28 protein-coding genes are annotated in these 26,768 nt (G+C 72.0%); 17 read left to right on the top strand and 11 right to left on the bottom strand.

What is annotated here, in order from left to right; translation table 11 throughout:
• The first annotated feature begins 50 nt into the window (after nucleotides 1-50).
• The 4 genes from ABLE68_RS05590 to hemB all read left to right on the top strand — a co-directional run bounded on the left by ABLE68_RS05590 (nucleotide 51) and on the right by hemB (nucleotide 5,054).
• On the top strand, nucleotides 51-1,343 hold the full coding sequence (locus ABLE68_RS05590; protein ID WP_348870300.1) for a glutamyl-tRNA reductase: 1,293 nt from the start codon (nucleotides 51-53) through the stop codon (nucleotides 1,341-1,343).
• Nucleotides 1,340-2,287 carry a hydroxymethylbilane synthase gene (gene hemC, locus ABLE68_RS05585; protein WP_348870299.1) on the top strand — a complete coding sequence of 316 codons (948 nt, stop codon included), beginning with the start codon at nucleotides 1,340-1,342 and terminating at the stop codon, nucleotides 2,285-2,287. The genes ABLE68_RS05590 and hemC overlap by 4 nt, the downstream gene beginning before the upstream one ends.
• A complete protein-coding gene (locus tag ABLE68_RS05580; RefSeq protein WP_348870297.1) occupies nucleotides 2,284-3,960 on the top strand; it encodes a bifunctional uroporphyrinogen-III C-methyltransferase/uroporphyrinogen-III synthase in 1,677 nt (558 codons plus the stop codon). The genes hemC and ABLE68_RS05580 overlap by 4 nt, the downstream gene beginning before the upstream one ends.
• A gap of 101 nt (nucleotides 3,961-4,061) precedes the next feature.
• Nucleotides 4,062-5,054 (top strand): porphobilinogen synthase, encoded by a 993-nt coding sequence (hemB, locus tag ABLE68_RS05575; protein WP_348870296.1) that lies wholly within the window; start codon nucleotides 4,062-4,064, stop codon nucleotides 5,052-5,054.
• Between the two features lie 170 nt (nucleotides 5,055-5,224).
• Here hemB and ABLE68_RS05570 read toward each other — a convergent pair whose 3' ends face one another.
• Nucleotides 5,225-6,421, bottom strand: coding sequence for a lytic transglycosylase domain-containing protein (locus tag ABLE68_RS05570; protein WP_348870295.1), 1,197 nt, complete (start codon nucleotides 6,419-6,421; stop codon nucleotides 5,225-5,227).
• 274 nt (nucleotides 6,422-6,695) lie between these two features.
• Between ABLE68_RS05570 and hemL the strand changes: the two genes are divergently transcribed.
• From hemL to ccsB, 6 genes are read left to right on the top strand one after another with little or no spacing between them, the layout of a single operon-like run.
• Entirely contained in the window at nucleotides 6,696-8,009 is a 1,314-nt protein-coding gene (gene hemL, locus ABLE68_RS05565) for a glutamate-1-semialdehyde 2,1-aminomutase (protein ID WP_348870294.1), read from the top strand.
• A gap of 9 nt (nucleotides 8,010-8,018) precedes the next feature.
• Nucleotides 8,019-8,702, top strand: a complete 684-nt coding sequence (locus tag ABLE68_RS05560) for a histidine phosphatase family protein (protein WP_348870293.1) — start codon at nucleotides 8,019-8,021, stop codon at nucleotides 8,700-8,702.
• A gap of 1 nt (nucleotide 8,703) precedes the next feature.
• The gene (locus tag ABLE68_RS05555) at nucleotides 8,704-9,285 is read left to right on the top strand and encodes a TlpA family protein disulfide reductase (protein ID WP_348870292.1); all 582 of its coding nucleotides are present in this window, start codon (nucleotides 8,704-8,706) and stop codon (nucleotides 9,283-9,285) included.
• Complete coding sequence (locus ABLE68_RS05550; RefSeq protein WP_348870291.1) at nucleotides 9,278-10,039, top strand: cytochrome c biogenesis CcdA family protein; 762 nt, start codon at nucleotides 9,278-9,280, stop codon at nucleotides 10,037-10,039. Before ABLE68_RS05555 ends, ABLE68_RS05550 begins: the two co-directional genes overlap by 8 nt.
• Nucleotides 10,036-11,649: a cytochrome c biogenesis protein ResB gene (gene resB, locus ABLE68_RS05545; protein WP_348870290.1), complete on the top strand. Its 1,614-nt coding sequence runs from the start codon at nucleotides 10,036-10,038 to the stop codon at nucleotides 11,647-11,649. The genes ABLE68_RS05550 and resB overlap by 4 nt, the downstream gene beginning before the upstream one ends.
• A 5-nt stretch (nucleotides 11,650-11,654) precedes the next feature.
• Nucleotides 11,655-12,659, top strand: a complete 1,005-nt coding sequence (gene ccsB, locus ABLE68_RS05540) for a c-type cytochrome biogenesis protein CcsB (protein ID WP_348873233.1) — start codon at nucleotides 11,655-11,657, stop codon at nucleotides 12,657-12,659.
• Nucleotides 12,660-12,666: 7 nt separating this feature from the next.
• Here the strand turns inward: ccsB and ABLE68_RS05535 are convergent, their stop codons facing one another.
• Nucleotides 12,667-12,867, bottom strand: coding sequence for a hypothetical protein (locus ABLE68_RS05535; RefSeq protein WP_348870289.1), 201 nt, complete (start codon nucleotides 12,865-12,867; stop codon nucleotides 12,667-12,669).
• 44 nt (nucleotides 12,868-12,911) lie between these two features.
• On the opposite strand from ABLE68_RS05535, the gene ABLE68_RS05530 reads away from it, so the two are divergent.
• Nucleotides 12,912-13,178 carry a DUF4229 domain-containing protein gene (locus ABLE68_RS05530; RefSeq protein ID WP_348870288.1) on the top strand — a complete coding sequence of 89 codons (267 nt, stop codon included), beginning with the start codon at nucleotides 12,912-12,914 and terminating at the stop codon, nucleotides 13,176-13,178.
• 305 nt (nucleotides 13,179-13,483) lie between these two features.
• On the opposite strand, the gene ABLE68_RS05525 is transcribed toward ABLE68_RS05530, so the two are convergent.
• The 4 genes from ABLE68_RS05525 to ABLE68_RS05510 are packed head-to-tail and all read right to left on the bottom strand — an operon-like array spanning nucleotide 13,484 to nucleotide 16,037.
• Complete coding sequence (locus ABLE68_RS05525) at nucleotides 13,484-13,615, bottom strand: hypothetical protein (RefSeq protein WP_348870287.1); 132 nt, start codon at nucleotides 13,613-13,615, stop codon at nucleotides 13,484-13,486.
• 23 nt (nucleotides 13,616-13,638) lie between these two features.
• The gene (locus ABLE68_RS05520) at nucleotides 13,639-13,881 is read right to left on the bottom strand and encodes a hypothetical protein (RefSeq protein ID WP_348870286.1); all 243 of its coding nucleotides are present in this window, start codon (nucleotides 13,879-13,881) and stop codon (nucleotides 13,639-13,641) included.
• A gap of 25 nt (nucleotides 13,882-13,906) precedes the next feature.
• Nucleotides 13,907-14,782, bottom strand: a complete 876-nt coding sequence (locus tag ABLE68_RS05515) for a 1,4-dihydroxy-2-naphthoate polyprenyltransferase (RefSeq protein ID WP_348870285.1) — start codon at nucleotides 14,780-14,782, stop codon at nucleotides 13,907-13,909.
• A gap of 10 nt (nucleotides 14,783-14,792) precedes the next feature.
• The gene (locus ABLE68_RS05510) at nucleotides 14,793-16,037 is read right to left on the bottom strand and encodes an MFS transporter (RefSeq protein ID WP_348870284.1); all 1,245 of its coding nucleotides are present in this window, start codon (nucleotides 16,035-16,037) and stop codon (nucleotides 14,793-14,795) included.
• 36 nt (nucleotides 16,038-16,073) lie between these two features.
• Here ABLE68_RS05510 and ABLE68_RS05505 point away from each other — a divergent pair, with 36 nt between their 5' ends.
• From ABLE68_RS05505 to menD, 3 genes are read left to right on the top strand one after another with little or no spacing between them, the layout of a single operon-like run.
• Nucleotides 16,074-17,048 (top strand): AMP-binding protein, encoded by a 975-nt coding sequence (locus ABLE68_RS05505; protein ID WP_348870283.1) that lies wholly within the window; start codon nucleotides 16,074-16,076, stop codon nucleotides 17,046-17,048.
• Nucleotides 17,045-17,986 carry an o-succinylbenzoate synthase gene (locus ABLE68_RS05500; protein WP_348870282.1) on the top strand — a complete coding sequence of 314 codons (942 nt, stop codon included), beginning with the start codon at nucleotides 17,045-17,047 and terminating at the stop codon, nucleotides 17,984-17,986. Before ABLE68_RS05505 ends, ABLE68_RS05500 begins: the two co-directional genes overlap by 4 nt.
• Nucleotides 17,983-19,548 (top strand): 2-succinyl-5-enolpyruvyl-6-hydroxy-3-cyclohexene-1-carboxylic-acid synthase, encoded by a 1,566-nt coding sequence (menD, locus tag ABLE68_RS05495; protein ID WP_348870281.1) that lies wholly within the window; start codon nucleotides 17,983-17,985, stop codon nucleotides 19,546-19,548. The genes ABLE68_RS05500 and menD overlap by 4 nt, the downstream gene beginning before the upstream one ends.
• Here the strand turns inward: menD and ABLE68_RS05490 are convergent.
• Nucleotides 19,538-20,155, bottom strand: coding sequence for a hypothetical protein (locus tag ABLE68_RS05490; RefSeq protein WP_348870280.1), 618 nt, complete (start codon nucleotides 20,153-20,155; stop codon nucleotides 19,538-19,540). The genes menD and ABLE68_RS05490 overlap by 11 nt on opposite strands.
• 61 nt (nucleotides 20,156-20,216) lie before the next feature.
• Between ABLE68_RS05490 and ABLE68_RS05485 the strand changes: the two genes are divergently transcribed.
• Both ABLE68_RS05485 and ABLE68_RS05480 read left to right on the top strand, forming a co-directional pair.
• Nucleotides 20,217-21,128 (top strand): helix-turn-helix domain-containing protein, encoded by a 912-nt coding sequence (locus ABLE68_RS05485; protein WP_348870279.1) that lies wholly within the window; start codon nucleotides 20,217-20,219, stop codon nucleotides 21,126-21,128.
• A 25-nt stretch (nucleotides 21,129-21,153) separates the two neighbouring features.
• The gene (locus ABLE68_RS05480) at nucleotides 21,154-23,019 is read left to right on the top strand and encodes a Na+/H+ antiporter (protein WP_348870278.1); all 1,866 of its coding nucleotides are present in this window, start codon (nucleotides 21,154-21,156) and stop codon (nucleotides 23,017-23,019) included.
• Here the strand turns inward: ABLE68_RS05480 and ABLE68_RS05475 are convergent.
• Genes ABLE68_RS05475 through ABLE68_RS05460 form a run of 4 tightly spaced genes read right to left on the bottom strand, consistent with a single transcriptional unit; the run spans nucleotide 23,009 to nucleotide 26,128 of the window.
• Nucleotides 23,009-23,827 (bottom strand): NAD(P)H-binding protein, encoded by an 819-nt coding sequence (locus ABLE68_RS05475; protein ID WP_348870277.1) that lies wholly within the window; start codon nucleotides 23,825-23,827, stop codon nucleotides 23,009-23,011. The two genes, ABLE68_RS05480 and ABLE68_RS05475, sit on opposite strands and share 11 nt — an antisense overlap.
• Complete coding sequence (locus ABLE68_RS05470; protein WP_348870276.1) at nucleotides 23,824-25,008, bottom strand: cytochrome P450; 1,185 nt, start codon at nucleotides 25,006-25,008, stop codon at nucleotides 23,824-23,826. The genes ABLE68_RS05475 and ABLE68_RS05470 overlap by 4 nt, the downstream gene beginning before the upstream one ends.
• A complete protein-coding gene (locus ABLE68_RS05465) occupies nucleotides 25,005-25,487 on the bottom strand; it encodes a GNAT family N-acetyltransferase (protein WP_348870274.1) in 483 nt (160 codons plus the stop codon). The genes ABLE68_RS05470 and ABLE68_RS05465 overlap by 4 nt, the downstream gene beginning before the upstream one ends.
• Complete coding sequence (locus ABLE68_RS05460) at nucleotides 25,484-26,128, bottom strand: LysE family transporter (protein ID WP_348870273.1); 645 nt, start codon at nucleotides 26,126-26,128, stop codon at nucleotides 25,484-25,486. The genes ABLE68_RS05465 and ABLE68_RS05460 overlap by 4 nt, the downstream gene beginning before the upstream one ends.
• Between ABLE68_RS05460 and ABLE68_RS05455 the strand changes: the two genes are divergently transcribed.
• Nucleotides 26,127-26,765, top strand: coding sequence for an MBL fold metallo-hydrolase (locus ABLE68_RS05455; RefSeq protein WP_348870272.1), 639 nt, complete (start codon nucleotides 26,127-26,129; stop codon nucleotides 26,763-26,765). The genes ABLE68_RS05460 and ABLE68_RS05455 overlap by 2 nt on opposite strands.
• Nucleotides 26,766-26,768 lie beyond the last annotated feature (3 nt).

The raw sequence follows: 26,768 nt of genomic DNA, 5'->3' as shown, positions 1-26,768 counted from the left end.
AGCTGTGTGTCCGGTGCCTCATGCGCGCACGGAGCGAAGCGAGTACGCGCATGAGTGTCCTGGTGGTCGGGATGTCCCACAAGTCGGCACCGGTCTCGCTGCTGGAGCGGGTCGCCCTCGACGGCGACGGTGTCCGCAAGCTGATCGACGACGTCCACGCCTGCGAGCACGTCACCGAGGTCACGGTCATCGCGACCTGCAACCGGGTGGAGATCTACGCCGACGTCGACCGCTTCCACGGCAGCGTCGAGGACGTCTCCCGGCTGCTGATCGAGCGCGCCGGCGAGACCACCGAGGCGATGCTCCCGCACCTCTACGTCCACTACGACGACGCGGCTGTCTCCCACCTCTTCAAGGTGGTCGCCGGCCTCGACTCGATGGCGCTCGGCGAGGGCCAGATCCTCGGCCAGACCCGCGACGCCCTCAGCATCGGCCAGGAGATCGGCACCGTCGGCCCGGCGCTCAACGTCTTCTTCCAGCAGGCGCTGCGCGTCGGCAAGCGGGCCCGTGCCGAGACCGACATCGACCGCGCCGCCCCGACGCTCGTGACCGCCGCCCTCGACCGCAGCCACACCGCCGTCGGCGACCTCACCGGCAAGCGAGTGCTCGTCGTCGGCGCCGGTGCGATGGCCGGTCTCGCGACCGCGACGGTCTCGCGCCGCGGCGCCGCCAGCATCGTGGTGACCAACCGGACGTCCGACAACGCCAACCGGCTCGCCGCCGAGTACGGCGCCCGCTCGGCCCCGCTCTCGGACCTGCGTGCCGAGCTGGCCCAGGCCGACGTGGTCGTCTCCTGCACCGGCTCCAGCGGGGTCATCGTCCTCGCCGAGGACGTCGTCGCCGCGACCGCGGACGGCCGCGAGCTCGCGATCATCGACCTCGCTCTTCCACACGACGTCGAGCCGTCGGTCGGTGAGCTCCCGGGCGTCACCCTGATCAACCTCGCGGAGCTCGCCGACGAGCTGCGCGACTCGGAGGCCGGCCAGGAGGTCGAGGCGGTCCGCAGCATCGTGACCCAGGAGGTCGCGGCGTTCCTGTCCGCCCGTCGCCAGTCGAGCGTCACGCCCACCGTGGTCGCGCTCCGGTCGATGGCCACCTCGGTGGTCGACGCGGAGATGGAGCGGCTGGTCGGCCGGCTGCCCGACCTCGACGACGCCGCCCGTGCCGAGGTCCTCCACACCGTCCGCCGGGTCGCCGACAAGCTGCTCCACCAGCCGACGGTCCGGGTCAAGGAGCTCGCCAACGAGACCGGCGCCGTGTCCTACGCCGCGGCCCTCGCCGAGCTCTTCGCCCTCGACTCCGAGGCCGTCGAGGCGGTCACCCGACCAGGTGATCTGGCATGACGGTGATCAGGATCGGCACCCGTGCCTCGGCGCTCGCGACGACGCAGTCGCGACACATCGCCGCGCTCATCCACGACCACCTCGGCTGGGACGTCGAGCTGGTGGAGATCTCCACCGCCGGCGACCGCAGCCAGGCCGCGGGCACGCCGATCGCCGGGTCCGCCAGCACGGGCATCTTCGTGAGCGCGCTGCGCGACGCGCTGCTCCGTGGCGACATCGACGTCGCCGTCCACTCGCTGAAGGACCTCCCGACGTACGCCGCTGACGGCATCACGCTCGCCGCCATCCCGCAGCGCGAGGACCCGCGCGACGTGGTCGTCGCCCGCGACGGCCTGACGCTCGGCGAGCTGCCGGTCGGCAGCCGGGTCGGCACGGGCTCCCCGCGCCGGGTCGCCCAGCTGCACGCGCTCGGTCTCGGTTTGGACGTGGTCGGCGTTCGTGGCAACGTCGACACCCGCATCGCCAAGGTCCGATCGGGTGAGTACGACGCCGTCGTGCTCGCTCGCGCCGGGCTGGCGCGACTGGGTCGGCTCGACGAGGCGACCGAGGTGCTCGACCCGCTGCAGATGCTCCCCGCCCCCGGGCAGGGTGCTCTCGCGGTGGAGTGCCGCACCGAGGGAGACCTCGCTGCGGCGCTGGCCGGGGCGCTCGACGACCGGCACGCCCGGGCCACGGTGACGGCGGAGCGAGCGGTGCTCGCGACGCTCGAGGGTGGATGTTCGGCCCCCATCGGTGCACTGGCCGAGGTGGCCGAGGGGGAGGACGACGAAGAACTCTGGGTGCGGGCGGTGGCCCTGTCTCCCGATGGGGGGCTCACGGTGCGGATGTCCGCGACCGGAGACCCTGCCGATGCCGAAGGTGTCGGGACCCGGCTGGCGAGCGAGATGCTCGCCGACGGTGCAGCACGACTGACGGACACAGCAGACAAGAGGCAGAACGCATGACCAAGACCAACCCGAACCAGGGCCGCGGCTGGGTGTCGTTCGTGGGCAGTGGCCCCGGCGATCCCGGCCTGCTCACCGTGCGCGCGGCGGAGCTGCTGCACCGCGCCGACGTGGTGGTCACCGAGGTGCCCGAGCACGCCGGCCTGGTGCGCCAGTTGCTCGGCCTCACGACGCCCGTGGCCAACGCCGAGACCGCCGAGGCGGCGACGCCCGTCGAGCCGGCCGGCCCCGAGATCGTCGACGGTGGCTTCGGTGAGGACGGCCAGCCGCTCACCCACGCTGCCCGCGCCAAGGTGGTCGTCAAGCACGCCAAGCGCGGCCTGCGTGTCGTGCGGCTGATGGCGGGCGACCCGTTCCTCTACGCCTCGGGTCCCGAGGAGGCGCAGGCCTGCGTCAAGGCCGGCCTCGGCTTCGAGATCGTCCCCGGTGTCTCGTCGGTCAGCGCGGTCCCGGCGTACGCCGGCATCCCGCTCACCACCAAGGACAACCGCGAGATCGCCGTCGTCACCTGTGGCGACAAGGTCGACTGGTCGCAGTACGCCGACTCCCGCACGCTCGTCCTGCTGTCGGCGGTCGGCCAGATCGGTGACATCAGCAAGGCCCTCGTGGCTGCTGGTCGTGACCCGCAGACGCCGGTCGCCATGACCCGCGTCGGCACCACCACCGAGCAGGCGACCGTCACCTCGACGCTCGACCAGATCGCCGCCGACGCCCGGGCCGCCCGGATGACGCCGCCCGCGGTGACCGTCGTCGGTCGCGTCGTCGACCTGCGCGAGACGCTCTCCTGGTTCGAAACCAAGCCGCTCTTCGGCTGGCGTGTCCTGGTGCCCCGCACCAAGGAGCAGGCCGGCGCGGTGTCCGAGCGCCTGCGCGGCTACGGCGCAGTCCCCGACGAGGTGCCCACCATCTCCGTCGAGCCGCCCCGCAACCCGCTGCAGATGGACAAGGCCGTGCGTGGCCTGGTCGAGGGCCGCTACGAGTGGATCGCCTTCACCTCCGTCAACGCGGTCAAGGCCGTGCGCGAGAAGTTCGAGGAGTACGGCCTCGACGCCCGCGCCTTCTCGGGCCTCAAGATCGCCGCGGTCGGTGAGAAGACCGCCGAGGCCATCGCCCACTGGGGCCTGCGTGCCGACCTGATGCCGTCCGGTGAGCAGTCCGCCGCCGGCCTGCTCGAGGACTGGCCGGAGTACGACGAGCTGCTCGACCCGATCAACCGGGTCTTCCTGCCGCGCGCCGACATCGCGACCGAGAACCTCGTGGCCGGGCTGATCGACCTGGGCTGGGAGTGCGACGACGTCACGGCGTACCGCACCGTCCGTGCCGCTCCTCCCGCACCCGAGACCCGCGACGCGATCAAGACCGGCAAGTTCGACGCGGTCGTCTTCACGTCGTCCTCGACGGTGCGCAACCTGGTCGGCATCGCCGGCAAGCCGCACCCGTCGACGATCATCGCCGTGATCGGGCCGGCGACGGCCAAGACCGCCGAGGAGCACGGCCTCCGGGTCGACGTGCTGGCCTCGAAGCCCGACGTCGAGGAGCTCGTCGACGCGCTCGCCGACTTCGGCGCCACCCGCCGGATCGCGATGGTGGACGCCGGTCAGCCGGTCACCAAGCCGTCGGAGCGCAAGCCTTCCGCTCGGCGACGCACCCGCGAAGCGGGGGCGTCGCAGTAAAGCGGAAGGGTCGAGTGGGCCCGCTCCTGAGGAACGAAGGAGCGACGGGCCGTATCGAGACCCGGTGAGCCGAAGGGCAACGGCAAGTGGAGGACAGCGACGTGGACATCAACCTTCCAGGGGTGGTCGGACCGACGGTCCGGCCACGCCGGCTGCGCACCACCCCCGCCCTGCGGCGGATGGTCGCGGAGACCTCGGTCGAGCCGCGCCAGCTGGTGCTACCCCTCTTCGTGCGTGAGGGCATCGACGAGCCGCAGCCGATCAGCTCGATGCCCGGCGTCGTCCAGCACACCCGCGGAACGCTGCTCAAGGCGGTCGCCGAGGCGGCCGACCTGGGCCTCGGCGGCGTCATGCTCTTCGGGATCCCGGAGCACAAGGACGCGACCGGCTCGGGCGCCCTCGACCCGGCCGGCATCCTCAACCTCGCGATCACCGACGTGGTCGCCGAGGTCGGCGACGCGCTGACCGTGATGAGCGACCTGTGCCTCGACGAGTTCACCGACCACGGCCACTGCGGCGTGCTCACGCCCGACGGCAAGGTCGACAACGACCGCACCCTGGCGGCGTACGCCGAGATGGCGCTCGCCCAGGCCCACGCCGGCGTCGACATGGTCGGACCGAGCGGGATGATGGACGGCCAGGTCGCGGTGGTCCGGGCTGCCCTGGATGCCGCCGAGCACACCGACGTCTCGATCCTGGCCTACTCCGCGAAGTACGCCTCGGCCTACTTCGGCCCCTTCCGCGAGGCCGTCGGGTCGTCCCTCCAGGGCGATCGGCGCACCTACCAGCAGGACTCCGCCAACGCGGTCGAGGGCGTCCGTGAGGCGCTGCTCGACGTCGAGCAGGGTGCCGACATCGTGATGGTCAAGCCGGCGCTCGCCTACCTCGACGTCGTACGACGCGTGCGTGACGCGGTCGACGTGCCGGTCGCGGCGTACAACGTGTCGGGGGAGTACGCCATGCTCGAGGCCGCGGCCGCCAACGGCTGGATCGACCGCGAGCCCGCGATCCTCGAGACGCTCACCTCGATCCGGCGCGCCGGCGCCGACATCGTGCTGACCTACTGGGCCGCCGAGGCCGCCCGCCTGCTCTAGGGCGCTCAGTCCGAGCTCGCGAGGACTGAGAAGCACGCGCTGGATCGAGTAGCCGCGCGACCGACGAAGGAGGTCGCGACCGGCGTATCGAGATCACGGTCAGACGACAGTCGGCCTGGTGTGGTCTCGATACGCTCGCTGGCGCTCGCTACTCGACCGACGAACCAGCCCTACTTCTTGTCCCGATGCGTGTAGTCGTAGACGCAGACGTCGAAGTCGTCGTCGCTCTTGAGGATGTTGTCGACGTAGCCCTCGAGCGTGCACTGGGCGATCGCCTGGACCTTGGTGAGCAGCTCGTCGACGGGCTTGACCGAGGTGGACGGCAGCGGCGGGACGCTGACCGACGGCACGTGGGGCAGCGGGCCACCGGTGTGGGAGGGGTGCGACGTCGGCGAGCTCGACGGCTCGTCGCTCGGCTCGGTGGTCGGCTCGGTGGTCGGCTCGGAGGACGGGGTGTCCTGGTGGTGGCTCGGGTGGTGGTGCTTCGGGCCGTGGTGGGCCGGCTGGCCGCCGCCGAACCCGGCGGGCTGCGGGACGAGGTAGCCGGCGGAGGTGGTGCCGTTGGGCACCGACGTGTAGTCGCCGTCGAGGTAGGCGTTCATGATCGAGAGCACCAGGTCGACGTACGCCGCGCTGTGGTTGTAGCGGAAGACCGCCGAGCGCTGGCCCGCGGTCGAGGAGAGGTCGTCGTCACCCGAGCAGAGGTAGACCGCGGTCGCGAGCGCCGCGTCGTCGATGTCCTGAGGGTTGCGCTGGCCGTCGCCGTCGGCGTCGACGCCGACCACCGACCAGGTGGACGGGATGAACTGCATCGGGCCGACGGCCCGGTCGTACTTCGAGTCGGCGTCGTACTGGCCGGCGTCGGTGTCGGTGATCGTCGAGGTGCCGTGGGTGCCGTCGAGGGCCAGTCCGAAGATGCCCGGCTCGGCCACGCCGTCGGAGTCGAGGGAGTTGCCGTTGGTGCGGCCGTGGTCGGACTCGACCCGGCCGATGGCGGCGACCAGCTGCCACGACAGGTGGCAGCCCTTGTCGGCCGCGTTGATGACGGTCTCGGCGCGCTGGTAGGCGGCGAGGGCCGCGGCGGGGATGCCGGAGGTCGACGTGGTGGCGACGACCTGCTCGGTGTCACCCTCGATGCCGGGGGCGATGCCACCGGCGGTGCCGCCGGCGTCGGAGACGCTGGCCGGGGCCTCGATCGCCTGGGTGGGGACGGTGCTGCCGTCGGGGAGCGGGCTCTGCGTCGATGCGTCCGCGAGAGCCGTGCCTGCGCCGGTCGAGGCGAGGCTGGCCGTCCAGGCTGCCGACAGCACTGCCAACGGCACCAGCGCCATGGCCTTCTGGCCGCGACCGAACCGACTTCTGGACATCGTGATGCTCCCCTGCTCCCGTGGAACTCGACGTGCTCCCTCGGCACGGCGGTGTGACGGTAGTAACGACGAGCTCCACCACCAGTTACGGTACGCCGGCCCAGATCGGCGGTGACCCGCCATCATCGAGACGACCATTCCCGCAGGTCATGACGGTGAAACCCGGAATTCAGTGCGCGGCCGCCGGCTCCCACGAAGTGGTCTGGCCCACCTTCGCGCAGGCGTGGGTCGTCCCCGACTGGGGCGGGTTGGCAGGCTCGGGGACAATGGGCCGGTGACCTCCGGAACGCCTGCCTCCGACGCCCTCTTCGAGCGCGCTCGCGCAGTGACGCCGGGCGGGGTGAACTCGCCGGTCCGTGCGTTCAACGCCGTCGGCGGCACGCCGCGCTTCATCCGCTCCGCGGCCGGCGCCTGGCTGACCGACGTCGACGGCAACGAGTACGTCGACCTCATCTGCTCGTGGGGCCCGATGCTGCTCGGCCACGCCCACCCCGAGGTGCAGGCCCGGGTCGCCGAGGCCGTCGCGCGCGGGACGTCGTACGGCACCCCGACGGAGCCGGAGGTCGACCTCGCCGAGGAGATCGTCGCGCGTACGCCGATCGAGCGGGTCCGCTTCGTCTCCTCCGGCACCGAGGCCACCATGTCGGCCATCCGGCTCGCGCGCGGCTTCACCGGTCGCGACGTCATCGTGAAGTTCGCCGGTTGCTACCACGGCCACGTCGACTCGCTGCTGGCCTCCGCGGGGTCGGGACTCGCGACCTTCGCCGTGCCCGGCACCCCCGGCGTCCCGGTCTCCTCCACCGAGCTGACCGTGGTGCTGCCCTACAACGACCGGGCCGCCGTCGAGAAGGTCTTCGCGGAGTACCCCCACCGGATCGCCTGCCTGATCACCGAGGCCGCGCCCGGCAACATGGGCGTCGTCCCGCCCGAGCCCGGGTTCAACGGCTTCCTCGCGGAGACCTGCCGACGCAACGGTGCGCTCTTCATCAGCGACGAGGTGATGACCGGCTTCCGTGCCAGCAAGCAGGGCCAGTGGGGCCTGGACGGCGCGGGCGAGGGCTGGGCGCCCGACCTGATGACCTTCGGCAAGGTGATGGGCGGTGGCTTCCCCGCTGCGGCCTTCGGCGGCCGGGCCGACGTGATGTCGCGGCTCTCGCCCGAGGGCCCCGTCTACCAGGCCGGCACCCTGTCCGGGAACCCGATCGCGACCACCGCCGGTCTCACGACCCTGCGCCTGGCCACCGACGAGGTCTACGCCCACATCGGCGCCGCCGCGGACACCATCAAGACCGCGGCCTCCGACGCCCTGAGCAAGGCCGGCGTCGCCCACCTCGTGCAGTCGACCGGGACGATGTTCTCGATCTTCTTCACCGACACCGGGCGGATCCGCGACTTCGAGGACGCGTCGACCACCGACTCGGCGGCGTACGCCGCGTTCTTCCACGCGATGCTGGACCGGCAGGTCTACCTGCCGCCATCGGCGTACGAAGCGTGGTTCCTGTCCTCGGCCCACGACGACCGTGCCGTCCAGACCGTGCTCGACGCCCTGCCCGACGCCGCCCGTGCTGCCGCCGCAGCGCAGGCGTAGGAGAGATACGTGAGTCAGACCCCCGACACGATCGTCCACCTGCTGCGCCACGGCGAGGTCTACAACCCCGAGGGCATCCTCTACGGCCGCCGTGACGGCTTCCACCTCTCCGACCTCGGCACCAAGATGGCGCAGCGGATCGCGGAGTCCATCGGCGACCGCGACATCGTCCACCTGCGGGTGTCGCCCCTGGAGCGCGCGCAGGAGACCGCACGGCCGCTCGCGGAGGCGCGGGGTCTCGAGATCGTCACCGACGAGCGGGTCATCGAGTCGGCCAACAAGCTCGAGGGGCTGGACTTCGGCCAGGGTGCCTGGTCGATCATCAAGCGGCCGCGGATCTGGCGCCACTTCTACAACCCGGCACGGCCGTCCTGGGGCGAGCCGCACAAGGTGATCATCGCCCGGATGATGGCGGCCATCGAGGACGCCCGGGTCGCGGCCGCCGGCCACGAGGCCGTGATCGTCTCCCACCAGCTGCCGATCTGGACGACGCGCCTGCACGTCGAGGGTCGTCGCCAGCTGCACGACCCGCGTCGCCGCGAGTGCACGCTCTGCTCGCTGACGTCGCTGCACTTCGTCGGTGACCGGATCACCCAGGTCAGCTACTCCGAGCCGGCCGGCGACCTGATCCCGGTCAAGGACAAGAAGGCGCCGTTCTCGGCCGGTGGCGCCCCCGAGAGCAGCAGGCCCTGACGTGACGAAGCTCCTGGGTGCGGTCCTCGGCTGCGTGCTGCTCCTGACCGGCTGCACCTCCCTCGGCAGCACCGGCAGCAAGGGCTACATCAGCGGTGACGGCACCGTGCAGGTCATCGACGTCGCCGACCGCCAGGATCCGGTCTCGTTCGACGGTCAGTCGCTGACGGGGACGGCGATCTCGTCGAAGGACTACCTCGGCAAGGTGCTGGTCGTGAACCTCTGGTGGTCGGGCTGCGGTCCGTGCCGCACCGAGATGCCGATGCTCGCCGAGGCCGACAAGGCGCTCGGGCCCGACGCAGCCGTGCTCGGCGTCAACGTCCGCGACTCGAGCCCGGACAACGGCCTGTCGTTCGTGAAGAACGTCGGCGCCGACTACCCGTCGATCTACGACCCAAAGGGCCAGGTCGGCCTGGCCTTCGCCGGCAAGGCGCCGCTGGCCTCCACCCCGAACACGATCGTGCTCGACGAGGACGGGCGGGTCGCGGCGACGATCGCCGGACCGATCCCGAGCAAGCAGACCCTGCTCGACGTGGTCGACGACGTCGCGAGCGGGACCACCAACGGGACCGCGGATGGGTGACTGGTTCCAGGAGCAGGCGCTCTCCGGATCCCTCCTCCTGGCCCTGCCGGTGGCGCTGGTCGCCGGCCTGGTCTCGTTCTTCTCGCCGTGCGTGATCCCGCTGCTGCCCGGCTACCTGTCCTACGCCACCGGGCTCTCCGGCGCTGACCTGGCGAACGGCGTCGCCGGCACCCGGCGCGGCCGGATGTTCGCCGGCTCGCTGCTCTTCGTCGCGGGGTTCGCGACCGTCTTCGTCATCCTCGGGACCCTGTCCGGTGCGGCCGGCGAGTGGCTGGTCACCTGGAAGGACCAGCTGACCGTCGTCCTCGGCATCCTCACGATCCTGCTCGGCCTGGCCTTCGCCGGCTGGCTGCCGTGGTTCCAGCGCGACCTGCGCGTGCACGCGGTGCCCGCGGTCGGTCTGGCGGCCGCGCCGCTGCTCGGCTTCCTGTTCGGGCTGGGCTGGACGCCCTGCATCGGGCCGACCCTCGCGGCCATCACGACCCTGTCCTTCAACGAGTCCACCGCCGCGCGCGGTGCGGTCCTGTCGGCGGTCTACGCGATCGGTCTGGGACTGCCCTTCATCGCAGCCGGGCTCGCCTACGAGAAGGCGCTCGTCACGGTGGGCTGGGTCCGCCGCCACCAGGTGTGGGTGATGCGCGCGGGCGGCCTGATGCTCGTCGCCGTCGGCGTCCTGCTGCTCACCGGCTGGTGGGACCAGGCCGTCACCTGGCTGCAGATCCACCTCGTGAACTCCAGCGAGGTCTCCGTATGACGAACGTCCAGACGTCCCTGAGCACCAAGCCCCCCGAGGACGACCGGCGGCCGGGCGAGCTCGGGATCCGCGAGCTGCTGCGCTGGGTGTGGCGCCAGGTCACCTCGATGCGCACCGCGCTGATCCTGCTCCTGCTGCTCGCGCTCGCCGCCGTACCCGGCTCGATCATCCCGCAGACCGGCGTCGACTCCCTCAAGACGTCGAACTGGCAGGCGGCCCACCCCACGCTGACACCGATCTACGACCGGATGGGGCTCTTCTCGGTCTACGACTCGGTGTGGTTCTCGGCGATCTACATCCTGTTGATGATCTCGCTGGTCGGCTGCATCGTGCCGCGGATGTTCCACTACGCGCGCGGCATCCGTGCCAAGCCGCCGACCGCGCCGCGCAACCTGTCCCGGATGCCCGACCACGCGTCGTACGACGTGGCCGAGGAGCCCGAGGTCGTCCTCGAGCAGGCCCGGGCGCTGCTGCGCAAGCGGCGCTACCGGCTGGTCGTCGCCGACGGCGCGGTGTCCGCCGAGCGCGGCTACCTGCGCGAGGTCGGCAACCTGGTCTTCCACCTGTCGGTGCTGGTGGTCCTCGTCGGCTTCGCCCTCGGCGGCCTGTTCGGCTACAAGGGCGGCGTGATCCTGCTGGTCGGCGACCAGTACGGCTTCTCCAACACCCCCGACCAGTACGACGAGCTCAAGCCCGGCAGCCTCTTCGACGCCGACAGCATGGAGCCGTTCTCCTTCTCGATCGACAAGTTCAACGTCGACTGGCTGACGAAGGGCCCGCGCGCCGGGATGGCCCGCGGCTTCGAGTCCGAGCTGACCTACCGGGAGTCGCTCGACAGCCCGGAGAAGACCTACGACCTGCGGGTCAACCACCCGCTCAGCATCGGCAGCACCGAGCTCTTCCTGATCGGTCACGGCTACGCGCCGATCATCACGATCCGCGACGCCGACGGCGACAAGGTCACCAGCGGGCCGACGATCTTCCTCCCGACCAGCCAGACCTTCCAGTCCATCGGGGTCGTGAAGGCCCCGGACGCCGATCCCACGCAGATCGGCCTCGAGGGCGAGTTCTACCCGACGGTCGCGTTCGACAAGCACACCGGCAGCTACAGCTCGGTGTTCGGCCAGGCGGTCGACCCCCTGGTGTCGATGCTCGTCTACACCGGCGACCTCCACATGGACGACGGCACGCCGCAGTCCTACTACGCCCTCGACAAGTCCGACGCGACCATGCTGACGAAGAAGAACGGCGCGCCGTACCGCATCGACCTCCGCCCGGGCGACACCGTCAAGCTGCCCAACGGCATCGGCACCGTGAGCTTCGACGGGCTCGCGCAGTGGAACAAGATCCAGATCAGCCAGACCCCGGGCAAGTGGATCGCCCTGACGGGCGTCGTGATGGCGCTGGTCGGGCTGCTCGGGTCGCTCTTCATCCGCCCGCGACGGGTCTGGGTTCGCGCCCGTCGCGAGGGTGACGGCACACTGGTCGAGGTGGCCGCCCTCGACCGCTCCGGCGGCGGCGACATGGCCGCCCTGGTCGACGAGCTGGTCGGCGCCCTCGGCGGAGCACCAACCGCCGACCGGAAGAGCAAGAGGAAGGACGACTCGTGACCGACATGCAGTGGGAGAGCCTCAGCAACCAGGCCGTGGCGGTCTGCGGGCTGGTCTACTTCCTCGCCCTGCTCGCGCACTTGGTCGAGTGGGCCGCGCTGCGCAAGGTCCCGGTCGCGGCGACCGCCGACAGCGTGCTGTCCGCCGACATCCCGGGCGGCGTCGCGGTGACCACCGGCCCCGGGCCGGAGGACGCCGAGAACGAGGAGCGTGTCCGGCGTACGGCGCTCTTCGGCCGGCTCGGCTACCTGCTGACCTGCCTCGCCGTCGCGGTGCACGGGCTGGGGCTCGTCGCGCGCGGCATGGCCGCGGACCCCAACCGGGTGCCGTGGGGCAACATGTACGAGTTCACGCTGACCGGCACCTTCGTGGTCGCGTTCCTCTACGTCGTGCTCTACCGCAGGTTCCGGCTCGCCTGGATGGCGCCGATCGTGGTGGCCTTCGTGCTCACGATCCTGATGGTCGCGGTGATCTGGCTCTACGCCCCGGTCGCGCCGCTGACCGAGGCGCTCTCGTCGTACTGGCTCGTGATCCACGTCGTCTCGGCGATCATCGCCACCGGCGCCTTCACCCTCGGCGGCATCACCTCGGCGCTCTACCTCGTCAAGGCGCGCGCGATCGCCAAGGGCGGGTCGACCGAGAAGGGCTACGTCGCCCGGCTCCCGAAGCCCGAGGTGCTCGACCGGGTCGCCTACCGGATGCACGCGTTCGGCTTTCCCGTGTGGACCTTCGCGGTGCTCATCACCGGTCCGATCTGGGCGCACCAGGCCTGGTCGTCGTACTGGAACTGGGACCCGAAGGAGGTGTGGGCGTTCATCACCTGGGTGGTCTACGCGGCCTACCTCCACGCGCGGACGACGGCCGGCTGGAAGGGCCGCAACGCCGCGATCCTCGCCCTGGTCGGCGTCGCCACGCTGTGGTTCAACTTCATCGGGATCAACTACTTCTCGACCACGTCGCAGCACTCGTACGCCGGCGGCGCGCGCGTGATCCAGGTCGACCGGCCCTAGCGGACAGCTAGAGGTCCGGGTCCTCCGGATGCTTGCGCTTGCGGTCGAGATCGCGGAGGAAGTCGGGGTCGTCGTCGGGTCCGACGAACCGGGGCGGCTCCGGCCGCTTCCGCTTCGGTGCCGGCGCGACGCCACGTCGTTGGATCGCGCGGGTGGTCAGGTAGACCGCGACCGCGACCAGGATCACCACGAGGAGGAACTTCAGCACCCCTCCAGCGTAGGACCCTGTTGGTCACGGCCTACCCTGAACCCGTGAAGGAGTTCTACATCTACACCGGCCTGCGCATCGCGCTCTTCCTCGGATCCTTCGGGATCGTGGTGGGCCTGTGGTTCGCGATCACCGGCCAGGCGCCGATCTTCTGGGCCGTGGTGATCGCGTTCGTCGTGAGCGGGGTGGGCTCCTACTTCCTGCTCAACCGGCAGCGCGAGGCGCTGGCCCGCCGGGTGCAGACCCGCGCCGAGGCGATGACCGCCAAGGTCGAGGAGATGCGCGCCAAGGAAGACGTCGACGACGTCTGAGCCGTCGGTGCGACACGGGTCGGCGGTGGGTGCTCCACCGAACGGGGCGACCTGGAAGGTGGATGAGGCACCGCTGGCCGGTGCGACACGGGTCGGCGGTGGGTGCTCTACCGAATGGGCCGACCTGGAAGGTGGATGAGGCACCGCTGGCCGGTGCGACACGGGTCGGCGGTGGGTGCTCCACCGAACGAGCCGACCTGAAGGTGGATGAGGCACCGCTAGCCGGTGCGGGTCGGGTCGGCGGTGGATCCTCCACCGAATGGGCCGACCTGGAAGGTGGATGAGGCACCGCTGGCCGGTGCGGGTCAGTCCTTCGGCTTGTTGAGCCGACGTTCGATCCGGCTCTGGTCCTGGCCGAGGATCTTGGCGAGCAGCGGCACCCGGAACCGGTAGGCCAGCACGCCCAGGACCACGACCAGCAGGATGAACCACAGCATGCTGCGAGCGTACGCCGCGAGGCTCACTCCCGGTCGCTGCGACCCGGGTTCGCCGCGCTGACGGACTTGGGTGCGGTGCTGACCGCGATGGCCAGCAGCACCACGGTGATGATCGCGGCGCACGCGCCGAAGGTCAGCAGGGCCTTGCCGACCGCGGAGTCGGCGGGGGTGGGGGCGTCGTGCCACATCCCGAATCCGACGCCGAGCAGCAGCAGGCTGATCAGGAGGCCGGTGACCGTGGCCCACCCGGCGAAGTCTTTGCTCATGGGTGGAGCCTGCCCTGTCGGGGCCTCAGCCACACGCGACGAGCGCGGCGGCGACCAGCACCGCCCAGAGCAGCTCGGCGAGGCCGGTCCGCTGGAGCACGGGGATCAGCCCCGGCCCGGTGGCTCCACCGAGGACCGTGCGCATGGCGGGGACCCCCAGCACCAGGAACCCGAGTCCGACCAGCACCCACCAGGACGTGACGACCGCGAGAGCGCCGACCGCGGCGGCCGCGAGCACCACGAGGGCGGCGTACAGGAGACGCGTGCGCCGGTCGCCGAGCACCACCGCGAGGGTGCGCTTGCCGGCGATCGTGTCGGTCGGGATGTCGCGCAGGTTGTTGGCGACCAGGATCGCGCAGGCGAGCGCGCCCACGCCGACGGCGGCGTAGAGCGCGGCCCACTCCCAGGTCTCGGTCTGGACGTACGTCGTCCCGATGACGGCGACCAGCCCGAAGAAGACGAACACCATGACCTCGCCGAGGCCGAGGTAGCCGTAGGGCTTCGAGCCGCCCGTGTAGAACCACGCGGCCAGCACGCAGACGACGCCCACGGCCACCAGCCACCACGCGGTCGTCGCAGCGAGCACCAGCCCGGCGACGCCGGCGACGCCGAAGGCGAGGAAGGCCGCCCGCTTCACGGCGCTCGGCGAGGCGGTGCCGGAGCCGACGAGCCGCATCGGGCCGACCCGGTCGGCGTCGGTCCCGCGCACGCCGTCGGAGTAGTCGTTGGCGTAGTTGACCGCGACCTGGAGGGCGAGGCTCACCACGAGGGCGAGCAGGGCCTTCCACCACACGGAGCCGTCGACGTACGCCGCGACGCCGGTGCCGGCGACGACGGGGGAGACAGCGGCGGGCAGGGTGCGGGGTCGCGCACCGGCGAGCCAGTCAGCGGGAGTTGCCACAACGGAGGATTCAAGCAGCCGTCGGCTGCTCGGCGCGCGCCAGGTAGCGCTCGGCGGCCCTCGACGCCGGTCCCATGCCGAGCACGGCGACCACGATGACCGTGGCGATCAGCAACCAGCCCGGCGTACCCCAGTGGATCGCGAGGAACGTGAACGCCGCCGGCGCCCAGACCCCGCCGAGGGTGCCGCCGAGCTGCGCGGCGCCCTGGTACTCGCCGCGGCGCTCCGGGTCGGACAGCTCCGAGAGGAAGCCCCACTGCGCGGCGGACTGGAAGAGCTCGGCGCCCGTGACGGTCACGTGACCCAGCCAGACCAGGAGGATCGTGGCCCAGCCGAGGGTGTCGTGGGTCGCCAGCACGATCACGCAGGAGAGGGTGAAGAAGGCGGCACTGATGCGGGCCGCGCGCAGCGACGTCGGCACCGAGTTCACGCCACGCGCCGCCGGCACCTGGAGCAGCACGGCCATCACGGTGTTGGTGCCGAACAGCCAGGCCAGCAGCACCCGGGGTGCGTCGGTCTCCTGGACCAGCCAGAGCGGGATGACGACGTTGAGCAGCACCTGGTTGGTGCCGAGGACGCCGTTGAAGGTCATCAGGGCGAGGAAGCCCTTGTTGCGCAGGGCGGCGGGGCTGAGCGCCTTCTCGGCGGCGCTCTCGTCGACCTTCGCGTGCCCGACGCTCGGCAGCCGCCAGATCAGCACGGCGTTGCACGCCAGGATCGCGGCGGTGAGCCACGGGACGGCGCGGATGACGGTGTCGCTGTCGAAGGCGAGCGCGAGGCCACCGAGGAGCGCGCCGAAGGTGAACCCGATGTTGAGCGCCGCGCGCATGAACGCGAGGGACTGGACCCGCTCCTCGCGAGGGAACACGTCGATCGTGTAGGCGCCCCGGCCGGACCGACCGCCCGTGTCCACCAACCCGAGCAGCACCATCATCGCGACGAAGGTGGCGAAGCCACCGATGAAGGGCCAGACGGCGTAGAGGGCGGCCTCGCAGCCGGCGGCGAGCGCCCACATCTGCCGCGGACCGATCCGGTCGGTCAGCTTGCCGAGCGGGACGGCGAGCGTGAACGACGCGACGCCGGACGCCGTCAGGCCGAGGCCCACCTGCGCGGCGCTGAGGCCGACCACCTGGGTGAAGAAGACCGCGCTGCCGGTGAGGAACGCCCCCTCGCCGAAGGCGAAGAGGATCGACTGCATCGAGAGCCGGCGTGCCAGCGGCGTCGGCGGCAGGAAGCGGTCGAGACGGGAGGGCACCGAGGCATCCCATCACCCACGGCTAGGGTCGGTCACGTGATTTCCGCGGTCCGCGAGCTCGACGCCTGGCTGGCCGCCGACGACCCCATGCCGTGGGTCGTGGAGACCTCCGGGTCGACCGGCGCTCCCAAGCGGGTGGTGCTCCCGCGGGCGGCCGTGCTCGCGTCCGTGGACGCCTCCGCACGTCGGCTGGGCGGCTCCGGCAGGTGGCTGCTCGCGCTGCCCGCGTCATACGTCGCCGGCGTGCAGGTGATCTGCCGGTCGCTGGTCGCGGGCCACGAGCCGGTCGTGCTCGAGGACCACGCGTCGTTCGCCGAGGCGGCCCGGGACGCGGACTACGTCTCGCTCGTCCCGACCCAGCTGCACCGGCTGCTCGACACCGACGCGGACGCCCTGCGGGGCTTCCGCACCGTGCTGCTCGGCGGCGGACCGATCGATCCTGCGCTGCGCGCCCGCGCCGAGGCGGAGGGGGTCCGCGTGGTCGCGACGTACGGCTCGGCGGAGACCGCCGGCGGCTGCGTCTACGACGGCTACGCGCTCGACGGTGTCGCGGTCGCGCTCGACCGCGACGGACGGATCCGGATCGGCGGACCGACCCTCTTCGAGAGGTACGACGGGGAGCCCGAGCGGACCGCCGAGGTGCTGGTCGACGGCTGGTTCCTGACCTCGGACGCCGGCCGCCTCGACGAGGACGGTCGGCTGCACGTGCTCGGCCGGGTCGACGACGTGGTCGTCAGTGGGGGCGTCAACATCCCGGCCCCGGCGGTCGCGGCGAGACTTCGCGAGCACCCGGACGTCGCGGCCGTCGAGGTGCTCGGCGTACCGGACGAGGAGTGGGGCAACCGGGTGGTGGCCTTCGTCGTCGGGGCGATCTCGCTGGACGAGGCCCGGGCCTGGGTCGGCGAGAAGCACCAGCGGTCGTGGGCGCCGCGCCAGGTCGTCGTGCTCGACGAGATCCCGCTGCTCCCCAACGGCAAGCCCGACCGGCTCACCCTGCGAGGCCTGGCGTGAGGGTCTACAGCCTGCCGATGCGGACGAAGTTCCGCGGCATCAACGTCCGCGAGGGCGTGCTGATCCGCGGCGCGGCGGGCTGGGGCGAGTGGAGCCCCTTCCTGGAGTACGACGCCGAGGTGGCCGAGCCGTGGCTGCGCTGTGCCGAGGAGGCCGCGGCCGGCGACTGGCCGGCTCCACTGCGGTCGAGCGTGCCCGTCAACGTCACGGTGCCCGCGGTCGGTCCCGAGGAGGCTCACGCCGTCGTGCTGCGCGGCGGGTGCCGCACCGCCAAGGTCAAGGTCGCCGAACCCGGCCAGACGCTCGCCGACGACCAGGCCCGGCTCGAGGCCGTGCGCGACGCGATCGGCCCCGACGGCCGGGTCCGGATCGACGTCAACGGCCTGTGGGACCTCGACACCGCGGTCGCGTCGATCCCGGTGCTCGACCGGGCGGCCGGCGGGCTGGAGTACGTCGAGCAGCCGTGCCTGAGCGTCGAGGACCTGGCCGCCGTACGCCGCGCCGTCGGTGTGCCGATCGCGGCCGACGAGTCGATCCGCCGAGCCGCCGACCCCTACCGGGTCCGCGACCTCGAGGCCGCCGACGTGGCGGTGCTCAAGGTGCAGCCGCTCGGGGGAGTGCGGGCCTGCCTACGGATCGCCGAGGACATCGGGCTGCCGGTCGTCGTCTCCTCCGCGCTGGAGACCAGCCTCGGCATCGCCGCGGGGGTGGCCCTCGCCGCGGCGCTGCCCGAGCTGCCCTACGCCTGCGGTCTCGCGACGGTCCAGCTGCTCGAGCGCGACATCGTCACGGAGCCGCTGCTGCCGGTCGACGGTGCACTCCCGGTGCGGGTGCCCGCCGTCGACGAGTCACTGGTGCACGCCCAGCCCGACCGGGTGGCGCACTGGGAGGCCCGGCTCGCCGAGGTGCGGGCCGTGCGGCAGGATCGACGACCGTGAGCTCGACCGAGACCGCCCGCGCCGTCGTCACCGCGCTGATCGAGGCCGGGGTCACCGAGATCGTGGTCGCGCCGGGCTCGCGCAACGCGCCGCTCTCCTTCGCGTCGTACGACGCCGCCGCGGCCGGACTGGTGCGGCTGCACACCCGGATCGACGAGCGCAGTGCGGGGTTCCTCGCGCTGGGGCTGACCAAGAACGGCAACCGGGCCGCGGTCATGTGCACCTCCGGCACCGGCGTCGCCAACCTGCACCCGGCGGTCCTCGAGGCCGCCCACAGCGGCATCGACCTCGTCGTCGTCACCGCCGACCGGCCGGCGCGGCTGCGCGGCACCACCGCCAACCAGACCACCGACCAGGTCGGGATCTTCGGGCCGCTCGTCCCGACGCAGGACGCCAGCGAGGCCGTCGACCTCCAGCAGGTCGGGCCGATCCACCTCAACGTCCCGCTCGACGAGCCGCTCCTGCCCGAGGACTCCTGGATCCCGGACGTGACGCCGGGCCGGCCCGTCCAGCGCGCGGTGCCCGCGGTCCACGTCACCCTGCCCGCCGGCCCCCGCACGGTCGTCGTCGCCGGCGACGACGCCGGCCCTCAGGCACGTCAGCTGGCCGAGAGCGGGAACTGGCCGCTGCTCGCCGAGCCCAGCAGCGGTTCGCGCACCGGCGACAACGCGCTGCGCTGCTACCGGCTGCTGCTCGACGGCGAGCTGGGCCACCGGATCGAGCGGGTCGTCGTCTGCGGACGTCCGACCCTGTCGCGGCCGGTCAGCCGGCTGCTCGGCCGTGACGACGTCGAGGTGGTGAGCGCGCCCATCTGGGGCGTGTGGACCGAGCGACCGTTCGCCGTCGACCAGGCCCTGCCCGTGGTCCCGCACGCCGGTGAGCCCGGCGACCCGGCCTGGCTGGCCGAGTGGAAGGCGGCCGACGCGGCGGTCGGCCGGCAGCTCGACGCGCTGCTCGCGGCCGAGCCGGACCTGACTCCTCACGAGGTCGCCGGCGCCGTCGCCCGCGCGCTGCCCGAGGGCGGCCTGCTGGTGGTCGGCGCGTCGAGCCCGATCCGCGACCTGGACCTGATGGTGCCGCGCTACGTCGTCGGCGGGCGCCGCAAGGTGATCGCCAACCGCGGTCTGTCCGGCATCGACGGCACGGTCTCCACCGCGATCGGCGCCACCCTCGCCCGGGCGGGCAGCACCCGTGCGATCGCGCTGATGGGCGACGTCACCTTCCTCCACGACGCCAACGGGCTCGTCATCGGACCCGGCGAGCCCGTGCCCGACCTGACGATCGTGGTCGTCAACGACGACGGCGGCTCGATCTTCACCATGCTCGAGCAGGGCGACGCGGCGTACGCCGACCGCTACGAGAAGCTCTTCGGCACCCCGCACCACGTCGACCTGGCCAGCCTCTGCGCCGCCACGCGCACCCCGCACCTGCGGGTCACGAGCCTGCCCGAGCTCGAGCAGGCGCTCGCCTCGCCCAACGGCGGCGTCGAGGTCGTCGAGGTCGTCGTACGACGCGACAACCGGCGCGACCTCGACCTGCGGATCCGCGCGCTCACGCCCTAGCGACGAGGTCGGTGACGGCGGCGGCCACCGCGGCCGGATCGACGAGCTGGTGCAGGTGCCGGCCGGGCAGCGTCGTCACGGGCCAGTCGTGCGCCCGGGCGAACGTCACCTCCTCGGCGTACGTCTCGCCGAAGGAGAGGTAGGCGCACGCCCGGTCGGCCCAGCCGAGCGGCACCGGGACCCGCGAGGTGAAGTAGGACAGCGGCAGCCGGGGTTGCTCGGCCTCGACGGCTGCCCGTGCGGCGGCATCGGGGAAGAGGTCGTCGACCTCCTCACCCCACCACTGCGTCCACGGCGGCAGCAGGCCGTCCTGGTCGGCCAGCCCCGCGAGGAAGTCGAGGAAGCGTGGCGGCGCCAGCGCCGCGTCCGGCCCCTCGCCCGCCAGCGCAGCGTCGACGTAGACGGTCGCCCGCGCTCGCGTCCGCTCGGCGAGGTCGGGGGCGTAGAGCCCGGCGTTGCTGTGCGGCACGAGCACGACGTCGGGCCGCCCGGCTGCGGCGTCGGCCGCCTCGTCGACCGTGGCCACCCGGGCGTCGAGCAGCTCGGCGACCGGTGCCCACGCGGCAGGACCGAGCAGCGGGCTCGGCACGAGCAGCAGGTCGACCACACGCGCAGGCTACGCAAGGACGATCAAGCGGAGCCGGTGACGAACCGCGCATGATCGGGACATGACCACCGCCCCGGACCTGTTCGCCCGGTTCGTCGACCACCTCGCCGAGGCGCTCGACGACCACGAGCTGACCGCCGACGCGCGGGCCGCGCGGCTGCACTTCTCCCGCTACCACCTCGACCGGGTCATCCGGTCGATCGCGGGAGAGCCGCCCGATGCCCTCCGCCGACGCCTCCTGCTCGAGCGCGCGGCCTACCGGATGATCACGACCTCCGCGTCGCTGATCGACATCGCCGCCGACGCGGGCTACGGGTCCCACGAGGCGTTCACGCGCGCCTTCACCAGGGCGTACGGCGTCGCGCCGTCCGCCTGGCGCCGCAATCCCGGGCACCTCCAGGTCGAGGCACCGAGCGGCGTCCACTTCCACCCACCAGGCAGCCTGCGGCTGCGCGCACGAGACAAGGTGACTGCTATGGAACTGATGACCAAGATGGTCGAGCACCACGTCTGGCTGACCGGTGAGATGGTCCGGGTCGCCGGCACCCTCAGCGACGACCAGCTGGACCAGCCGATCGAGCTCGACGTCGACGAGGACCGCCAGACGATCCGCTCCCTGCTGTCCCGGCTGGTCGGGCAGATGGGCATGTGGAACGCCGCCCTCGCCCACCGCGACTACGACTGGTCGGTCGAGGAGCACGAGTCCCTCACCTCGCTGCGCGGACGGCTGGCCGTCGAGGGCCCGACGTACCTCTCCCACGTCCGCGAGGTCGTCGACCAGGGCCGCCTCGACGACACCTTCGTGGACGCGCTCTGCGAGCCCGCGGAGGTCTTCACCTACGGCGGGATGATCGCCCACGTACTGACCTTCGCGGCTCACCGGCGCACCCTCGTGGCGCTCGCGCTCGGTGCCCACGGCGTCGACGAGCTCGGCTGGGGCGACCCCATGCGCTGGGTCGCGCAACCCGCCTGACTCATCCATCCGGGAAGATGGGTGTGTGGACGTCGCTCTTTTCCTGGTCACCCTCGCTGTCGGCGTCCTGGCCGGCGTCGTGGTCGCGCCCTATCTCCGTGTCCCGGCCCCCCTGCTGCTCGTGGTGGTCGGGGCCGCGGCGTCGTTCCTGCCGTTCGTGCCGCAGGTGCACCTCGAGCCCGAGGTCGTCCTGCTCGGCCTGCTGCCGCCGCTGCTCTACTCGGCCGCCGTCACGTCGTCGCTGGTGGACTTCAACGCCCACCGGCGGGTGATCCTGACCCTGTCGGTGGGGGCGGTGCTGGTCACCACCCTGGGCGTCGGTTGGGTCGTGCACATGATGGTCCCGGGTGTCTCGTGGGCCATCGCCTTCGCCCTCGGTGCCGTCGTGGCGCCGCCCGATGCAGTGGCCGCGACCGCGATCGGTCGCACGATCGGCCTGCCGCGGCGGGTCGTCACGATCCTCGAGGGCGAGTCGCTCTTCAACGACGCCACGGCGCTCGTCACGCTGCGTACGGCGCTCGCTGCGGCAGCCGGCGGCGTTGCGCTGTGGCGGGTGGGTGTCGACTTCCTGGTGGCCTCGGTCGGCGGCGTGCTCCTCGGCATCGCGGCCTTCCTGATCGTGGCCCGGATGCGCCGCCGCATCAAGGACCCGGTGCTCGACGTCGGGCTCTCGTTCGTGATCCCGTTCGCGTGCTTCCTGGTCGCCGAGGAGCTGCACTCCTCCGGCGTGGTCGCGGTCGTCGTCGCGGGTCTGCTGCTCGGGCACAAGGCGCCGATCCTCCAGACCGCACAGTCGCGGATCGCCGAGCGGACCAACTGGAAGACGATCGCGTTCCTCCTCGAGAACGCCGTCTTCGCGCTCATCGGGCTCCAGGCCCAGTGGCTCTTCCAGGACCTCGCCGACAGCACGATGAGCGGCGGCCGGATCGCCGCCGTCTGCGCCGCCACGCTGGTCGCCTGCATCGTGCTGCGGCTGGTCTGCGTCTTCGCGTCGCGGTGGATCCTGGTCCGGCCCGGTCCGGACCCGCTCACCGGCAAGCGGCCGCCGCTCAGTCAGACCTTCCTGGTCGGCTGGGCCGGGATGCGTGGCGTGGTCACCCTGGCCGCTGCGTTCATCATCCCGACCAAGACCGAGCACCACGAGGTGCTCCTGATGATCGCGTTCACGGTCGTGGCCGGCACCCTGCTGATCCAGGGCCTCACGCTGCCGTGGTTCGCACGGATCCTGCGCGTCCCCGCTCCGGACCCCCTCGACGACGCGCTCGCCCGCGCCACGCTGCTCCAGCAGGCGTCCAAGGCCGCGCTCGACGAGCTCGACGAGCTCGAGTACGACGACCACGCCGGTGTCGTCGACCTGGTGCGCCAGCGGCTCGACCAGCGCAACTTCGCGGCCTGGGAGCGGCTCAGCACGACGGCCGACCAGGAGTCGCCGGCCGCGCTCTACTTCCGGGTCCGGACCGCGATGATCGACGCCGAGCGGCGCCGGATCCTCGACATCCGCAAGTCCGGCACGGTCCCGTCCGAGGTGATCGCGGACGTGCTCGCCATGCTCGACGTCGAGGAGTCGATGCTCGACAGTGCGGAGCAGGAGCGCGACGAGACCGTCGCCTACGCCAGCCGGCGCTGGACGACCGGCGACCTCTGCGACGACCTCGGGCGCTACGACAAGGTCGACGACGAGCCGGCGACGTACTGCCAGGCCTGTCTCGACGAGGGCACCCAGTGGGTGGCGCTGCGGCGCTGCCTCGAGTGCGGCAACGTCGCCTGCTGCGACTCCTCACCGAAGCAGCACGCGACCCGGCACTTCCACGAGACCCAGCACCCGGTCATGCAGTCCGCCGAGGCGGGCGAGGACTGGCGCTGGTGCTACGTGCACCACCTCACTGCGTGAGCGCTTCCTCCAGCGTCCGGGCCGGGTGGCCGGTGACCCGCTCGACGTCGTCGGTGACCGTGCCGACCGAGCCGTCGGCGATCGCCGTGTAGGTGCTGACCCAGGCGTCGAGCTGCCACTGCTCGGCGTCGTACGCCGCTCGCCGGGACGCGTAGGCCTCGTCGACCGTCTCGTCCTCGAAGCGCAGCTCGCGTCCGACGACGGCACCGGCACGGGCCGCGATCTCGGCCATCGTCAGGGCCTCCGGTCCGCTCAGCGTGTACGCCGCCCCCGCGTGGCCGGCCGGGTCGCGCAGCACCGCGACCGCCACGTCGGCGACGTCGGCGCGCGCGACGGCCGCGACCCGGCCGTGACCGGCCGGACCGCGGATCACACCGGACGCGTCGGCGAAGTAGGGCAGCAGGTCGCTGTAGAAGTTGTCGCGCAGGAGCGTGTAGGCCATGCCGGACTCGCGGATCGCGGCCTCGGCATCGAAGTGGTCGCGGCCGAGCGTGAAGGTCGCGTCCGGGGCCGCTCCGGCGAAGGACGTGTAGACGATGTGGCCGACCCCCGCCGTCGCTGCGGCCCGGATGAAGGTGCGGTGCTGGTCGCGCCGGTCGACGGCCTCGGCCGCCGAGACCATGAAGAGCGTCTCGACCCCCTCGAGCGCCGCGACGGCGGCCGCCTCGTCGGCGTACTCGCAGACCCGGACGTCGCCCGCGGGTGCGCGGGACGCGTCGCGCACGACCAGTCGGGGCGACAGGTCGGCGAGTGCTCGGGCGACCCGGCCGCCCACGGCTCCGGTGGATCCGGTGACAGCGACGGTCATGCGCGCACTCCTGCCGTGAAGGTGATGGGGAACCTCAGCGCTCCGGTGTTGCCCGACACCGGTAGCCACTCGCCCGGGCCGTCCGGCACGGCGTCCGGCATCCTGCGGGCGAGCAGCGGCAGGGCCACGGCCATGTCGGTGCGGGCGACGAAGTGTCCGAGGCAGTGGTGCACCCCGGCGCCGAAGCCGTGGTGCGGCGGCCGTTGCTGGGTGATGTCGAACGCCGGGTCCGGCATCGCGCTCGGGTCGGTGCCGGCGCTGTGCGACAGCATCTGCACGATGCCGCCCCGCGGGATGTGGAGGCCCTGGAACTCCACGTCCTCGAGCGCCTCCCGGGTCACCCAGGTGACGGTCGGGTTGACCCGCATGACCTCCTCGACCGCCTGCTCGCCCAGCTCCGGCCGCTCACCGAGGAGGCGCCACTGGTCGGGGTGGGCGAGCATCGTCTGGAGCGCGAGACCGAGCTGGTTGCGGGTCGTCTCCATGCCGGCGAACGCCAGGAACACGAGTGCCACGCCGAGCTCGTGCCGCGACAGCCGGTCGCCGTCGTCGGAGGCCTGCACCAGGGTCGTCACCAGGTCGTCCTGCGGGTGGGCCTGCCGGTCGGCGACAATCTCGTCGACGTAGCCGTAGAGCCCGTTCAGCGCTGCCTCGATCCGGGGCACCTGGTTGCCGACGTCGATCGAGAACGACGCGCCGAGGTCGTCGGCCCAGTGGGCGACTTGGAGCCAGTTGTCCTCGGGCAGCCCGAGCAGGACGCAGATGATGCGGGCGGCGTACGGCTCGGCGAACTCGGAGATGAACTCGACCGACCCGCGGTCGGCGAAGCCGTCGATCAGCTCGTTGGCCAGCGCCCGGAAGCGTGGCCGCATCGCCGCGATGGTCTTGTTGCGGAAGGCCGGCACCATCAGTCGGCGGATCCGCGCGTGGTCGTCGCCCTCCAGGCTGAGCAGCGTCTCCTGCCACCAGTCGGAGAAGAGCCCGGAGTGAATGCCGTTCTGCGCCGGCCACCGGGCGTTGCCCTGCCGGAAGCGCCGGTCGCGCAGCAGCGCGCTGACCTCGGCATACCGCAGCACCGCCCAGCCCCAGTTGGTCTCGACGTACCAGCTCTCGTCGCGGGCTGCGTGCACCTGCGCCGAGGTGACGTCGAACGCCGGGTCCGACAGGTCGAAGTAGGTCATGGTCTGATCATCCTGATCTCCCAGGTGCCGAGGCCGTCGTAGAGCTCGCGGGCGCCGTCGGCGACGAACCCGTTGCGGCGGTAGAACCCCAGCGCCCGCTCGTTGTCCTCGAGCACCCACAACGAGCACGGAAGATCTGGGCGTACCGCGTCCCACAGCTGTTGGCCCAGACCGGTGCCCCAGTACGCCGCGCGGGTGTAGATCGCGTAGAGCTCGGTCGGGCAGGGGGCGTCCGGGTCGCGGTTGGGACCGACGACGGAGAAGCCGACCAGCTCGCCGTCCTCCTCGGCCAGCACCCGCGGCGGGCCCTCGGTCAGGTGCCGGGTCCACGCCGCCAGCCAGCCCTCGGTGTCGGCGAGGCGCTCGGCGAGCAGTGCGGGGACGGCGTACGGCCCGTAGGCCTCGCGCCAGCACTCGGCGTGCATCACGGCGCAGGCGGCGGCGTCGGCCGGGACGGCCGGACGGAGGAGGACGGTCACCGGAGCATCGTATGGAGGGCGAGTGCTGCGATGACGGCGGCCGACACCAGGCCGGTGACCAGGTGTGCCCGGTGGCCGGTCGCGACCATCCCGAGGGCGGCCCCGCCGCCGGCCAGCACCAGCTGCCAGGACGCGCTCGCGAGGAACGCCGCGGCCACGAAGACGACCCCCTCGGTCGCACCGTCGACCAGGTGCTGGTTGCCGAGCACCACCGCGGCGAAGTAGACGACCGTGGTCGGGTTGACGGCGGTGATGCCCACGAAGAGCGCGTACGCCGCGGCCGGGCGCATCGGACGGACCTCGCGGACCTTGCCGGCGGTGCCGATCGCGTGGGCGGCGGTCAGCACCGCGATGACCAGCAGCACGATCCCCGACGCGATCGTGAGCGCGTGCGCGACGGGGTCGAGGGCCGCGGCGATCGCTGCTCCGGCGACGACCGCGAGCATCGCGTAGGCACCGTCGACCGTCGCGATCCCCAGGGCTCCGGCGGCGCCGACCCGGAACGACGTACGCGACGAGACCGTGACGAGGAACGCCCCGACCGCGCCGATCGGGATCGCGATCGCCCAGCCGGTGACGAGACCGGACAGCACCACCTCGAGCACGGGGCGATGTTCGCAGCGGGCTACCTTGGAACGCATGCGGATTACGAAGTTCGGCCATGCCTGCGTCCGGATCGAGCACGACGGAACCACGATCGTCGTCGACCCCGGTGTCTTCACCGATGCCGAGGCCGTCGACGGCGCCGACGCCGTGCTGATCACCCACGAGCACGCCGACCACTACCTGCCCGACAACCTGCTCGCCGCCGATGCGCCGGTGTTCACGATCGACGCGGTCGCCGCGAAGATCCGCGAGGACGCGCCCAGCTTGGCCGAGCGCCTCACCGTGGTCGCGCCGGGGGAGTCCTTCGACGTCGGCGGTCTGCCCGTCCGCGCGGTCGGAGAGATGCACGCGATCATCCACCCCGAGTTCCCGAGGCTCTTCAACAGCGGGTACGTCGTGACCGCCGGCGACGCGAAGATCTACCACCCGGGTGACTCGCTGATCGAGCCCGAGGAGGAGGTCGACGTACTTCTGGTGCCGTCGTCGGCACCGTGGCTGAAGGCGTCCGAGGCGATCGACTTCGCCCGCGCCGTCAAGGCGCCGCGCAACCTCGCGATCCACGACCGCATCTACAGCGACGCCGGCCACGGCTTCCTCGAGATGCAGATGAACCTCTTCCTGCCCGACGCCGGCCAGGAGTACATCCGCCGCGCCGACGGTCAGGACTTGTAGGGG

Source organism: Nocardioides pollutisoli, assembly GCF_040045055.1.
Lineage (GTDB): Bacteria > Actinomycetota > Actinomycetes > Propionibacteriales > Nocardioidaceae > Nocardioides > Nocardioides tweenelious.
This window is presented reverse-complemented; position numbering and strand designations above follow the sequence as displayed.

Coding starts and splice junctions, on each gene's coding strand:
- ABLE68_RS05590 (WP_348870300.1), top strand. CDS start 51: ATGAGTGTCCTGGTGGTCGGGATGTCCCACAAGTCGGCACCGGTCTCG.
- hemC (WP_348870299.1), top strand. CDS start 1,340: ATGACGGTGATCAGGATCGGCACCCGTGCCTCGGCGCTCGCGACGACG.
- ABLE68_RS05580 (WP_348870297.1), top strand. CDS start 2,284: ATGACCAAGACCAACCCGAACCAGGGCCGCGGCTGGGTGTCGTTCGTG.
- ABLE68_RS05570 (WP_348870295.1), bottom strand. CDS start 6,421: ATGTCCAGAAGTCGGTTCGGTCGCGGCCAGAAGGCCATGGCGCTGGTG.
- ABLE68_RS05550 (WP_348870291.1), top strand. CDS start 9,278: ATGGGTGACTGGTTCCAGGAGCAGGCGCTCTCCGGATCCCTCCTCCTG.
- resB (WP_348870290.1), top strand. CDS start 10,036: ATGACGAACGTCCAGACGTCCCTGAGCACCAAGCCCCCCGAGGACGAC.
- ccsB (WP_348873233.1), top strand. CDS start 11,655: ATGCAGTGGGAGAGCCTCAGCAACCAGGCCGTGGCGGTCTGCGGGCTG.
- ABLE68_RS05525 (WP_348870287.1), bottom strand. CDS start 13,615: ATGCTGTGGTTCATCCTGCTGGTCGTGGTCCTGGGCGTGCTGGCCTAC.
- ABLE68_RS05520 (WP_348870286.1), bottom strand. CDS start 13,881: ATGAGCAAAGACTTCGCCGGGTGGGCCACGGTCACCGGCCTCCTGATC.
- ABLE68_RS05485 (WP_348870279.1), top strand. CDS start 20,217: ATGACCACCGCCCCGGACCTGTTCGCCCGGTTCGTCGACCACCTCGCC.
- ABLE68_RS05475 (WP_348870277.1), bottom strand. CDS start 23,827: ATGACCGTCGCTGTCACCGGATCCACCGGAGCCGTGGGCGGCCGGGTC.
- ABLE68_RS05470 (WP_348870276.1), bottom strand. CDS start 25,008: ATGACCTACTTCGACCTGTCGGACCCGGCGTTCGACGTCACCTCGGCG.
- ABLE68_RS05455 (WP_348870272.1), top strand. CDS start 26,127: ATGCGGATTACGAAGTTCGGCCATGCCTGCGTCCGGATCGAGCACGAC.
- ABLE68_RS05460 (WP_348870273.1), bottom strand. CDS start 26,128: ATGCGTTCCAAGGTAGCCCGCTGCGAACATCGCCCCGTGCTCGAGGTG.